This window comes from Thermaerobacter litoralis, assembly GCF_054654595.1.
Genome location: NZ_BAAIES010000002.1, coordinates 229,085 through 241,618 on the forward strand (window position 1 = coordinate 229,085; position 12,534 = coordinate 241,618).

The following is a 12,534-nucleotide window of genomic DNA, read 5'->3' on the forward strand; positions in this document are numbered from 1 at the left end:
GGGACCGTCTAGCGGGCCAGGACCTCGGCCAGCTCGATCCAGCCCGGCGGCAGGGGCCGGGGCGTGGCCAGGACCTCCTCGATGGGCGTCGCCACCCAGCCGTCGCCGCGGACGCCCACCATCACCCCCGACCGGCCGGCCAGCAGCGCCTCCACCGCCGCGGCCCCCAGGATGCTGGCGACCAGGCGATCCCGGCCGGAGGGGGTGCCGCCGCGCTGGATGTGGCCCAGCACCGTCACCCGGGTCTCCAGGCCGGTGCGCGCCTCGATGGCCTGGGCCACCTCGAAGCCCCGGGCCGCGCCCTCGGCGACGACGATGATGCTGTGGCGCTTGCCCCGCTGGCGGCCGCGCAGCAGCCGCGCGCAGACATCGTCCAGGTCGTAGGGTACCTCCGGGACGAGGATGGACTCGGCGCCGCCGGCCAGGCCGGCCATGAGGGCGATCTGGCCGCTGTGCCGGCCCATCACCTCGATGACGAAGGTGCGGCCGTGGGCGGTGGCCGTGTCCCGCACCCGGTTGATCGCCTCCAGGACGGTGTTGACGGCCGTGTCAAAGCCGATGGTGACGTCGGTGCCCGCCAGGTCGTTGTCGATGGTGGCCGGGATCCCGACCACGGGGACGCCTCGCCGGTGCAGGGCCAGGGCGCCGCGCAGGGTGCCGTCGCCGCCGATGGCCACCAGCCCGTCGATGGCGTGCCGGCGCAGTTGCTCCAGGGCCCGTTCCTGGCCCTCCGGGGTGCGGAAGGCCTCGCTGCGCGCGGTGCGCAGGATCGTCCCGCCGCGGTGGATGATGTCGCCCACCGCCCGGTGGTCCAGTTCCTCCATGCGGCCGTCGATCAGGCCGGCGTAGCCCTCCTGGACCCCGATGGCCGCGCAGCCGGCCGCCAGCGCGCGCCGCACCACGGCGCGCACGGCCGCGTTCATCCCCGGGGCGTCGCCGCCGCTGGTCAAGAGCGCGATCCGCTTCATCCCTCGCCCTCCCCGCCCGCCAGACTCGCTTGTCCATCCCGGACGCCGCCTGGGCCCAGCCCCGCGGCCGCCGGCCCCCGCCGCCCGCCGGGCGCCGCCGGCCTACCGGGCCCCGCGACCCGCCCAGCGGCGTCCGCACCCACCGGGGCGCCTCGACCCTTTCATGGTAGCGCAGGGGCCCCACCCTTTGTCCTCCCCATCCAGGACGAAGGGGGCCAAACCAGGGCCGCACGGCCGTCGCCATCGCCGCAAGCCATTGCCGGACATGGCCCGGGGCCCGCCGGCCGACATTAGTCCCGGGAGGTGAGCGGCGTGACGGTCGGCTTGAAGATGCAGCAGACCCTGGCCAACGCCGAGAGCATCCTGGCGGACCTGAAGAGCTACCAGCTGGAGACCCAGGACCAGCAGGCCAAGCAGCTGTTCCGGGACCTGACCAATCAGATGGAGCAGACCGTCAACGGCCTGAAGCAGCGCCTGCAGCAGATCCAGCAGCAGGAGCCCCAGTACAAGCAGAAGTGACGGGCCAGCGAACTGGTGATGAACCAGCGCATCCCGATGCCGGCCGGATGATCCCTACGCCTCACCAACCGGCCCGCCCCGGCGGGCGGAAAGGACGCGCGGGAGCCCGCAGGCTCCCGCGCGTCCCCTCTGGGCCGGTTCCACCGGTGCCACCGGCACGGCGCCATCCGCATCCCGGGTGCCACCACCGACCGGTGCCAGCGATACCAGCGATATCACCGACACCACCTGATGCCACCGATGCCACCCATGGCGCCGGTGCACCGGTGCCGCCGGGACGGCCGGTGCGGCGGTGCCACCGGGACCGCCGGCGCCCGGGTCAGCGGCCCAGGAGCTGTCCGACATAGCGAACCACTTCGTTGGCGCAGGCCGGGCAGTAGCCCTGCCGCTCGCACAGCCGCTGGACCACCTGGTTGATCCGCTTCAGCTGTTCCTCGTCGGGGTGGGCCGCCGAGGTGGTGATCTTCACCACGTTGCGCAGGTCGCTGAACAGCTTCTTCTCGATGGCCTCCCGGAGCCGGTCGTGGGAGGTGTAGTCGAACTTCTGCCCGCGCCGGGCCAGGGCCGATAGGCGCAGCAGGATCTCCTCCCGGAAGGCCTTCTTGGCGCTCTCCGGCACGCCGATCTGTTCCTCGATGGAGCGCATCAGCTTCTCGTCCGGGTCCCGCTCCTCCTCGGTGATGGGGTCGCGCAGCTTGGTCTTGTTGCAGAAGGCCTCGATGTGGTCCAGGTAGTTGTTGAAGAGGTTGCGGGCCGTCTCCTCGAAGGAGTAGACGAAGGCCCGGTTCACCTCGTTCTTGGCGATCTCGTCGTACTCCCGGCGCACCTCGTGGATCAGGTTCATGTACCGCTCCCGCTGCTCCCGGGTCAGCCCCGTGTGGTGATCCAGGCCGTCCCGCAGCGCCCGCAGGGCGGCCAGGGGCCCGAGGCAGCGGTTCTCCGCCCGGATCACCGCGCTGGAGAGGCAGTTGATCACGTAACGGGGCGAGACGCCCGTCATCCCCTCCCGCTCCGCGGCCTCCCGCATCTCCCGCACGTCCCGGGCGCTGAAGCCTTCCACCGGCTGGCCGTCGTAGAGCCGCAGCTTCTTCATCAGGGTCAGGTTGGGGTGCTTGGGTGGCTCCAGACGGGTCAGGATGGCGAACATGGCCGCCACCTCCAGGGTGTGGGGGGCGATGTGGACGCCCTGGAGGTCGCTCTCGGCCAGAAGCTTGCGGTAGATCTTCACCTCCTCGGAGAGGCGCAGGTTGTACGGCACCTTGATCAGGATCATCCGGTCGATCAGGGCCTCGTTGCGCTCGTTCTTGACGAAGGCCTGGTACTCGGCCTCGTTGGTGTGGCCGATGACCACCTCGTCGGCGTAGATCATGGCGAAGCGGCCGGTCTTGATGGACTGCTCCTGGGAGAGGGTCAGCAGGGCGTAGAGGAACTCGGTCTGGGCCTTGAGGAGCTCGACGAACTCCATCAGGCCCCGGTTCGCCACGTTGAGCTCGCCGTCGAACCGGTAGGCCAGGGGGTGGGACTCGGTGCCGTACTCGCCCACGGTGCTGAGGTCGATGGACCCCACCAGCTCGGCGATGTCCTGGGACTTCTCGTCGGAGGGGGTGAAGGTGCCGATGCCCACCCGGCCCGCCTCCGAGAAGACGATCCGCTGGACGGGGAAGCGCTCGATGTCCCCGCCGAACTCCTCCTCCAGCCGGTAGCGGCAGACGGGGCACAGGCTGCCTTCGATGTGGACGCCCAGCTCCTGGCTCACCTGGGGCCGCAGGGGCTCGGGGATCAGGTGCAGGGGTTCCTCGTGCATCGGGCAGTCCTTGAGGGCGTAGACGGCCCCCTCCTCTGTCCGCGTGTACCGCTCGAGCCCCCGCTTGAGCAGGGTGACGATGGTCGACTTGCCGCCGCCCACGGGGCCCATGAGCAGCAGGATCCGCTTGCGCACCTCCAGGCGCCGGGCCGCCGATTCCAGGTAGTCGTAGAGCTGGTTGAGCGGCTCCTCCAGGCCGAAGAGCTGCCCGTCGAAGAAGTGGATCTGCCGGGGCCGCCGCTCACCGTCGCCGTCCTCCGCCGCCTCGGTCACCCCCGCCGCCTTGAGCATGTCGAAGAGCCGGGCGTGGCTCAGGCGCGCCACCTCCGGCCGGCGGCGCACGATCTCCAGGTACTCGGCAAAGGTGCCCTCCCAGCGCAGCCGGGCCTCCTCCTCCCGGTGACGGCGGAGGAGCTCGTGCAGGTTCGTCCCCATACCCTCTCACCCCTTCTCTCCCGCGGGCACCGACAGCACCACGTCCCGGCCGTCGACCCGCGTCTCCAGGTGGACGGGGCGCCGCCACAGGCGCTCCACGTGGGCCAGGGCCTGCCGCGCCTCGTCCAGGTCCAGCTCCCGCCCGTCGAAGATGTGCCGCAGCAACAGCTCGCCCCGGCCCCGGTAATCGCCGTCGACCACCGCGATCAGGGGGAAGCCACCGCGGACGCGGCTCAGGACGAGCAGGTCGCGGACCCGGGTCCAATCGTCCTCCACGATCACCCACTGGTCGCCCTGGCGGGCGTAGATGTAGAGGTTGCAGGCTTCGGCCACGTGCTGGTCCAGGTGGTTGCGCAGAAAGGCGACGTCGTCTTCGTTCTCCAGGATGAACCGGGCCTCGTCCCAGCCGCGGGTGGCCAGGATCCGCTCCCAGGTGTGATAGCCGACGGCGTAGGGGTTGAAGGTGAAGGGCGACGAGGCCTGGATCGTCGCGTGGAGCCGGGCGAATTCCGTGTAGTCGCCGTCGGGCAGGTCCAGGCGGCGGAGGATCCGGGTGTGGGCGATGCAGGCCCACCCCTCGTTCATCACCTTGGTCCGGATCTGGGGCCAGAAGTAGAGCCGCTCCGCCCGCACCATGGCCAGCAGGTCGCGCTCCCAGTCCTCCAGGTGGGGCGCGTGGTGCTGGATGAAGAAGAGCACGTCCTCGAAGGGCTCCTCGGGTCGCAAGGGCGGCACGGCCCCATCGTCCCCCAGCCACGGGTCGGTGTGGGGTTCCAGGGCCAGGGCCGCATCGAGGATCTTCTCCACCGCCTCGACGCCATGGTCGTACTCGTAGCGGCGAACCCGCTCGGCGTGGACGGCCGCCAGGTCGGCCATGTCCCGGCCGGCCCGGCGGAAGAAGACGTTGTGGTGGAAGAAGTCGGCATGGCCGGCCACGTGGGCGGCCACGAACAGGTTCTCGAAGAAGGTGTTGCTCTCCAGCAAAAAGGCCTGGCACGGCTCGGCGTGGATGACTAGCTCGTAGATCCGGTGCAGGCCGTAGTCGTGCCGGGTCTTCAACAGGTGATAGGCCTTGCCGTGGCTCCAGTGGGTGAAACGGCCGGGCAGGCCGTAGGCCGCCACCTCGTAGACCACCGGGGCCGGGACCACCTCGAAGTGGGTCGGCAGGGGGTCGAACCCCAGCTCCCGGGCGACGGCCCAGATCCGCTCCAGGTGGGGCAGGAGGCGCTCGGCCCCGGGCCCCGCGGCGGTGACGCCGGCCGCGGTCATGGCCGTTCACCCCCCGGACCCGACCCGGGCCGGGCCGGTTCACCGGCGCAGCACGGCATCCCACCGCCCGGGCCGCCCGGAGCGCCCCGGGCGCTCGGGCGGGCCCACAAGGTCACGCCCGGCGCGGGCGGAAGAAGGTCGCGGGCCACCGCGGCCCGGGCTCCGGCGCCGGTGGCCGGGCCGCCGGCACCGGCGGCCGGTTCGACCCCCTCCGGCGTGGCCCGGAAGATGGTCTTGAGGGCGGTGTAGATGTCCTCCCGGCGGGTCATCTTCACCCGGACGAACCGGGGGTGGCGGACCCGCTCGAAGGCCGTCATCAGCGGTGACCGGTAACCGCTCTCGTTGATCTCGCCGTAGGCGAAGAGGTTCGCCGTCTCCGCCAGCTGCTGGGCCAGCTGGACGCACAGCCCGTTGTCGCTCTCCCCCCAGTTGTCCCCGTCGGAGAAGTGGATGGCGTAGATGTTCCAGCCGTCGGGCGGGTAGCGCTCGGCCACGATCTCCAGGGCCAGCCGGTACGCCGAGGACACCCGGGTGCCGCCGCTCTCGCCCAGGTGGAAGAACCGCTCCTCGTCGACCTCCTGGGCCTCGGTGTGGTGGGTGATGAAGACCCGCTCCACGTCCTGGTACCGGCTCTGGAGGAACCGGTTCATCCAGAAGAAGAAGGTGCGGGACATCCACTTCTTAAACTCGCCCATGCTGCCCGAAACGTCCCGCATGGCGACGACCACCGCCCGGGCGTGGGGGCGGGGTTCGTCCCGCCAGCTGCGGTAGCGCAGGTCTTCCCGGCGGAAGGGTCCCAGGCGGGCCTCCCCCCGGCGGGCGTGGCGCTTGAGGTTTTCCTTCAAGGCCCGCCGCAGGTCGGCCCGGCTCAGGGGCCCCGCCCGGGTCACCTCGGTGAACCGCGGCCGCCGGGCATCGAGGACCGGCTGGCGCCGCGGCTTCAGGTTGGGCAGCTCCAGCTCCTCGAAGAAGATGGACTCCAGCTCGTCCAGGGTCACTTCCGTCTCGTAGTAGTCGGTCCCTGGCTCCTGCCCGGCCCCGTGGGGGTCCCCCGCCCCGCCGGGCTCCGCCGGCTGCCGGGCCAGCACGTCCCCCTTGCGGCTGCCGCCCTGCCCCTGCCCCACCTGGGGATTGCGGGTGGTGCTGAAGCGGAACCGGTACTCCCGCAGGGAGCGGACGGGTACCTTGACCACCCGGCGGCCGTCGGTGGTCAGCAGCGAGTCGTCGGTGATCAGATCGGCCAGGTTCTCACGGATAGCGGCGCGCACCTTCTCCTGGTGCCGCGCCTGGTCGACGGGCCCCTTGCGGTGCAGGGACCAGTCGATGACGCCCCGCGGCATGGACCTCACCCCCTCGCGGTATGTACGGGGTCGACGGGCGGCCGCCGCCTGGCGGCGACCGGCGAGGGTGGGGGTTTTTCCGGTTCTATGTGGCCGGAGGGGGCGTCATGCCGCCCGGACAATCCAGATCCTGGGCGTCCCGGACCGCCCGGCGCCGCCCGGGGCCGTTATGTAAGCGGGGTTCGTCAGGGTGGGAAGAACCGGCCGGCAGGGGTGGAAATCCCAGGGAGTTCGTCCCGGGACGGGCACCGGGGCGACCTACCGCTATGGAACCGGGGCGGCCCACCGCACGGAAAGGGAAGGGGCGGGAGCGGGAACCGGCCCCTAACGGTCCTCAACCGCACATCAACCTCAGGGACCGGGGTCCTCCGGAGCGGGACGGAGGCCGCCCGCTCACGCGGGGCGGGGCGCAGGCCGCCGGCCTCAACCCACGGGGCGGGACGGAGATCGCCCGCCTCGGCCCGAACACCGGGGGTTCCCCGGCCGGGTCCCCCGGGGCGGCGCCCCGGTACCCCACGGCCGCCCGCGGTTGCCCCGGCCGTTGCCGTCCTGGTGGCAGTGTATGCACGGGGACGGGTGGTGGCTCATGTCCAGCGGTCCCGGACGCCCCGCTCGTCGACCACAAGCCACAGGTTGTCGATCAACCGGGTCGAGCCGAGCCGCCCGGCCACCAGCAGCAGGATCTCGCCCTCGGCGATGGCGACGGGCTCCAGGGTGCTGGCGGCCACGGCCGCCGCGTACTCCGGCTCGAGCCGCGGCTCGCTGGCCAGGACCGCCTCCATGGCCTCCACCACCGCCGCGGCCTGCCGCTCGCCGCCTTCCAGCCGCCGGCGGCCGGCCTGCAGGGCCCGGTAGAGGACCGGCGCCGCCCGCCGTTCCTCGGCATCCAGGTAGACGTTGCGGGAGCTCATGGCTAGGCCGTCGGACTCCCGCACCGTCGGGCAGACCACCACCTCCAGGGGGAAGTCCAGGTCCGCCACCATCCGGCGGATGATCACCGCCTGCTGGGCGTCCTTCTGCCCGAAATAGGCGCGGTCGGGCTGCACCAGGTGGAACAGCTTGGTCACCACGGTGACCACGCCGCGGAAGTGGCCGGGGCGCCGGGCACCCTCCCAGCGACGGGCCAGGTCGCCCACGTCGACGAAGACGCCGGGCTGCCCGTGGGGGTACATGGCCTCGACGGGCGGGTGGAACAGGAGGTCCGCGCCGGCCCCCGCGGCCAGGGCCATGTCCCGGTCCAGGTCCCGGGGGTAGCGGGCGAAGTCCTCCTGGGGGCCGAACTGCAGCGGGTTGACGAACACGCTGACCACCACCCGGTGGCATTCCGCCCGCGCCCGGCGGATCAGGGAGAGGTGACCGTCGTGGAGGTAGCCCATGGTGGGGACGAACCCCACCAGCCCGTCGGGGTCGGCCCGGCGCCAGCCGGCGATCCGCTGCCGCAACGTGGCGATGTCCTGCACCAGCTCCATGGCGTCCCTCCTGATGGATGACCGTCCAGGCAATGGGCCGCCCAGGCAAGGGGCCGCCCAGGTAAGGAGCGGGGCTCGTGGAGACCTCCCTGTCGCCCGGTAAGGTCAATGTTTGAGTAGGTCTCGCCGAACCGCCCGAACCGCCCGGTCTGGTCAAGGTCTGAGAAGGTCCCGCCTAGCGGGGCCCGTAGGGCGCCTCCCCACCGTCCTCCGCCAGCCCGTCGCCGTGAATGGCCGCCTGGGCAGGGGGCTCGGCGCCGCCGGGTCCCGGCCCCTCGGGTCCCGGCCCCTCCACCCCGCCCCGTTCCGGCCGCAGGTCCAGCCGCTGCAGCACCTCGGGCGGCAGGTGGTAGCTGTGTTCGTCCGTGGGGAAGGTGCGGCGGCGCACGTCGGCGGCGTACCGCTGCAGGGCCTCCAGGGCCAGCTGGCCCAGCTCGGCGTAGCGGCGGGCAAAACGGGGCACCCGGCCCTGGGTGAGACCCAGGAGGTCGTGAAGGACCAGCACCTGCCCGTCGCAGTCGGGACCGGCGCCGATGCCGATGGTGGGGATCCGCAGGCGGCGGCTGACCGCGGCCGCCAGTTCCCGGGGGACCATCTCCAGCACCAGGGCGAAGGCCCCGGCCTGCTCCAGGGCGACGGCGTCGTCCAGCAGGCGGCGGGCCTCCTCCTCGTCCCGCCCCTGGACCCGGTAGCCGCCCAGGGCGTGGACCCGCTGGGGCAGGAGCCCCAGGTGGCCCATCACCGGGATGCCGGCATCGGTCAGCCGCCGGACCACCTCCAGCACCCGCCCGGCCCCCTCCAGCTTGACGGCCTCGGCCCCTCCCTCTTGCACCAGCCGTCCGGCCGCCTTGAGGGCGTCCTCGACGGACAGGTGGAAGGTCAGAAAGGGCATGTCCGCCACCAGCAGGGCGCGCTCGGTCCCCCGGCGCGCGGCCCGGGTGTGGTGGAGGATGTCGTCCAGGGTGACGAAGACCGTGGTGGGGTGACCGAGCACCACGTTGCCCACAGAGTCGCCGACCAGGATCATGTCGACGCCGGCGGCGTCGGCCAGCCGGGCGAAGGGATAGTCGTAGGCCGTCACCATGACCAGGGGGCGGCCCTGTTCCTTGGCTTCGAGCACCGTCCGCACCGTGACCCGTGACGTCATGTGCCGTCCTCCCCCCGCTGGGATGGGCCTGGGACATGGGGCGCTGGGGCGGCGGGCGGCCCGGCCGGGGCGGACGAACCCGCCTGGCGGGCCGGCCGCGGTGGACCGCCCGGCTCGGACGAACCCGCATGGCGGGCCGGCGGCGGTGGACCGCCCGGCCCAGCCGGACGCGTGTCGCGGGCCGGCGGCGGCGCGCCGGGCCCGTTGGCCGGCGTCAGCATGCCAGGCCGCGGCGCCGCCGGCGGCGCGGTGGCGGTCCGCGGGGCCGGCGGCAGGGTGCCATGCCGCGAGGCCGGCCCGGGTCCGAGGCTCAGGGCGGGGCCAAGGCCCAGCAGGCCTGCCATCTCGGCCAGGGCAGCCCGCGGCGTTTCCGGCCGGGCGGCGGCCGCCGCCAGGATCAGCGCGGCGGCCAGCCGGTAACGGCCGGCAGGACCGGGATCCAGGACCGCGGGTCGGGGCGCAGGGACCGCCGGGCGATCGGCGCCGGTGAACCCGCCGGCCCCCGGTGGCGCCACGACCCTTTCGGCCAGACCGGGGGCGGGCTCCGCGGTGGCCTCCAACCAGTCGCCGTAGGGAGCCCGGTCCGCGGTCGGGCTTGCGCGGCCGGCCGCCAGGGCCGGAGCAGGATCGGGCCGCTCACCCGTCCCCGTTGCCTCCACGGCCTCGAAGGCCTCAAGGGCCTCCAGATGGCGCCGCACCGTGGCCACGTCGCCCCGGGCGATGGGCCCGGTCAGGGCCTCCAGGGGTCCCCGCTCCGCCACCGCCGCCAGGGCGGCGGCGGCCAGGCTGAGCAGTGGGCCGCGACCCGGCCCGGGGGACGGCGCCGCCTGGGGGTCGGCCGGCGCCGGACCAGGCGCCGGCGCCGGGGCCGGGGACCCGCCGGGAAGAACCGGCGTCAGACCGGGCGCCCGGCCTGGGGCGGGGGTGAAGGGTGGCTGGCCTGGCCCGGGCCGGGCCGGGGCCGGGCCAGAAGGGGACACGGGAGCCCCTCCGGCGGCCGCCGCCGGTGCCGGGTCTGGGGCCGGTGCCGGGGCTGGCGCCGGGGCCTGAGAACCGGCGGGGCGCACCGGCACCTGGCCAGGCGGCGGGACCGGGGATGGGCCGGGGAACCCGGAGAGCCGCAGCATCGCCTCTGCGGCCCACAGCAGGGCGGTCACGCCGTTGGCCGCCAGGGTGGCGGCGGCGTGGTAGAGGGCCAGCTGGCGGGCCGTGGCGCCGGGCCAGAGGATGGGGGTGGCCCCCAGCGCCCGGGCCAGAACCGGGCCCACCGGGGCCCGGTTCTGGCCCGGTGCGTACACCACCGTGGCGTACCCTCCTGCCAGGCGGTCCCGCCCGGCGGCGGGACCGCCTGGCAGGGGCAGCAGGGGATGGAACACCTCGGTGGCCAGGCCCAGCCGGGCCAGGGGCGCCAGCGCCTCCAGCCCCAGGGCCCCGCTCAGGTGCAGGGCGTACCGCGGCCGGGCTGAAGGCGGGACGCCTTCCAGGACGCGGGCCAGTTCCTCCGCCACCGGCCCAACGGCGCGGTCGGCCACGGCCAGCACGACGATTTCGGGCCATGGGCCGGGAAGCCCTTCCCGTCGCAGCCGGTCCCAGGCCAGGGACCGCCCGCCCACCTGCTGGGCCAGCTGGCGGGCCGCCTCCTCCCGCCGGCCGGCGACCCAGGCGACCGGCCAGCCCGCCTGGTGCCAGCCCCGGGCCAGGGCCCCGCCGGCCCGGCCCGGACCAACCAGGAGGATGGCGAGCGGCCTGTCGCCCGGCCCTTCGGGCCCGTGGGCGGAACCGTCGGGTGACGCTTCGCCTCGCCCTGCGCCCCCACCGGTGGCACCGTCGGGCCGCGGTCCGCGCGGCCCTTCGCCCCCACCGTCCGAACCGCCGGGCCACGTCCCCCGCGGTCCTGCGCCCCCGCCCGCGGAACCACCGGGCCACCCTTCGCCGGAGCCTTCGCGCCGGCCGGTGACACCGGCAGCCGGTGCGCACCAAGGCCCCTCGACGGATCCCGCGGCAAGTCCGCGCCGGATCCCCGCCGGGCGCTTCACCGCAGCGCCGTCTACCGCCCCAGCCACCGGCCAGCCGGCGGGCGGCGCGGCGATCCCCGCCGGGCGCTTCACCGCAGCGCCGTCTACCGGCCGAACCGCCGGCCTCAGGCTCACTCCGTCCACCGGCCCCTGCCGCACCCCGTCCACCGCCCCACCCCTTGGCCGGACCCCGGGTCCGTCCCACCCTTGCGGTCCCGGCGGCCGCGGAGCCTGCGTTCCACCGCCCTCGGCCGAACCCCGGGTCCGTCCCACGCTCGCGATCCTGGGGGCCGAGGGGCTTGTACGCTACCGCCCTCGGCCGGATCCCGCGTCCGTCCCGCGTCCCCGGCGGCCGCTGCGCGGGACCGGCGCCCTGGGCCCACCCCCGCCGTCGGGCCGCCGCGGCATCATCCCATGTTCGCCCCAGGGCTTCGCCGTGGCCTGCCCCGCCTGCCGCCCGGATCCCCGGCCGCCGCCCGGATCCGTGGCCGCCGCCTGGCTCCGCGGCGCCGCCCCGCCCGGCGGCCGCGGCCCCAAGGGGCCCATCAAGGCATCCCCCGGCCCCTCACGGCTCGTTGTGGGCGATCCGGGCCGCGGCGGCCGCCGCCACGCCGGCCACCAGGTCGTCCAGGAAGGTCTGGACCCGCCCCTGAGCCTTCTCGTTGTTCAACCGTTCGATGACGCCCAGCTTCACCTTGTCCAGGTAGCCGAAGTTGGTCAGCCCAATGGAACCGTACACGTTGGTGATGGCCAGGGCCAGCACCTCGTCGACCCCGTACAGGGGCTCGTCGGTCCGCAGGATGGACAGCAGGGGTTCCTCCAGCAGGCCCTGCTCGGCCGCCTCGTCCAGGGCGATGCCCGTCAGCAGGGCGTGCTGCACCTCCCGCTTGGCGATGACCGCCTCGACGCTGGCCAGGCACTGCTCCAGGGTGATGCCCGGCACGTACTTGGCCTGAATGGCCAGGACGATCTCGGCGATGTCCCGCAGGGTCACGCCCCGCCGCTCCAGGCGGCGGATCACCTCCGCCCGGTGGTCCACCCGCAGGCGGACCGGATCCGGCACCTTCGCCGCTCGCTCCGCCAACCCGTTCCCTCCTCTCCCGCCGCCCGGCCGGGCCGCCCCGCGGGAGACGGGGCGGTCACCGGCCGCCGGTTCGCATCCTGTGGTTCTGCCGCGCCAGCCTTCCGCTGGTTCTTCCACACCGTCCTTCCGCGCATGGCTGCGGGCCGGATCGTGCGCCGCTGCCCCAGGTCGCCCGGAGCCCCCACCCCGCGTCGCCCGCAGCCTCTCGCCCCAGACCGCCCGCGCCAGGCCGCTCGGATCCTTCCGCCCCGGATCGCTTGGGGCCCCGCCCCAGGTCGCCCCGGGGCCCCCCAGCCCAGGTCGCCCGGAGCTTCCCACCCCGGATCGCCCGGGCCCCCGGCCCAGGCCGCCACGAGGTTCAGGGGTTCTCAGGGGTTCTCGGGGGTACTCAGTGGTCGTCCAGGAAGAAGCCGTCGTCGCCCACCACCCGGGCCAGCTCCTGCAAGAGCTCCGCCCGCGGCGTCACCCAGTACTGGGCGTCGAC

The 12,534-nt window shown here is 74.0% G+C and carries 9 protein-coding genes; 1 reads left to right on the plus strand and 8 read right to left on the minus strand.

The window, feature by feature from the left end:
• Positions 1-8: 8 nt before the first annotated feature.
• The gene (pfkA, locus tag ACYQ02_RS01135; RefSeq protein WP_460038592.1) at positions 9-968 is read right to left on the minus strand and encodes a 6-phosphofructokinase; all 960 of its coding nucleotides are present in this window, start codon (positions 966-968) and stop codon (positions 9-11) included.
• Positions 969-1,280: 312 nt separating this feature from the next.
• Here pfkA and ACYQ02_RS01140 point away from each other — a divergent pair, with 312 nt between their 5' ends.
• Positions 1,281-1,487 carry a DUF1657 domain-containing protein gene (locus ACYQ02_RS01140; RefSeq protein ID WP_460038593.1) on the plus strand — a complete coding sequence of 69 codons (207 nt, stop codon included), beginning with the start codon at positions 1,281-1,283 and terminating at the stop codon, positions 1,485-1,487.
• A 319-nt stretch (positions 1,488-1,806) separates the two neighbouring features.
• Here ACYQ02_RS01140 and ACYQ02_RS01145 read toward each other — a convergent pair whose 3' ends face one another.
• From ACYQ02_RS01145 to ACYQ02_RS01175, 7 genes are all read right to left on the minus strand, one after another.
• Complete coding sequence (locus ACYQ02_RS01145) at positions 1,807-3,726, minus strand: PrkA family serine protein kinase (protein ID WP_460038594.1); 1,920 nt, start codon at positions 3,724-3,726, stop codon at positions 1,807-1,809.
• A gap of 6 nt (positions 3,727-3,732) precedes the next feature.
• A complete protein-coding gene (locus tag ACYQ02_RS01150) occupies positions 3,733-4,995 on the minus strand; it encodes a SpoVR family protein (RefSeq protein WP_460038595.1) in 1,263 nt (420 codons plus the stop codon).
• A complete protein-coding gene (yhbH, locus tag ACYQ02_RS01155; RefSeq protein ID WP_460038596.1) occupies positions 4,992-6,335 on the minus strand; it encodes a sporulation protein YhbH in 1,344 nt (447 codons plus the stop codon). The genes ACYQ02_RS01150 and yhbH overlap by 4 nt, the downstream gene beginning before the upstream one ends.
• 584 nt (positions 6,336-6,919) lie before the next feature.
• On the minus strand, positions 6,920-7,804 hold the full coding sequence (gene panC / locus ACYQ02_RS01160; RefSeq protein WP_460038597.1) for a pantoate--beta-alanine ligase: 885 nt from the start codon (positions 7,802-7,804) through the stop codon (positions 6,920-6,922).
• A 175-nt stretch (positions 7,805-7,979) separates the two neighbouring features.
• Positions 7,980-8,951: a 3-methyl-2-oxobutanoate hydroxymethyltransferase gene (gene panB / locus ACYQ02_RS01165; protein WP_460038598.1), complete on the minus strand. Its 972-nt coding sequence runs from the start codon at positions 8,949-8,951 to the stop codon at positions 7,980-7,982.
• Entirely contained in the window at positions 8,948-10,564 is a 1,617-nt protein-coding gene (locus tag ACYQ02_RS01170) for a DUF2520 domain-containing protein (protein ID WP_460038599.1), read from the minus strand. Before ACYQ02_RS01170 ends, panB begins: the two co-directional genes overlap by 4 nt.
• A 967-nt stretch (positions 10,565-11,531) precedes the next feature.
• Positions 11,532-12,050 carry a phosphatidylglycerophosphatase A family protein gene (locus ACYQ02_RS01175; RefSeq protein ID WP_460038600.1) on the minus strand — a complete coding sequence of 173 codons (519 nt, stop codon included), beginning with the start codon at positions 12,048-12,050 and terminating at the stop codon, positions 11,532-11,534.
• Positions 12,051-12,534: the final 484 nt, after the last annotated feature.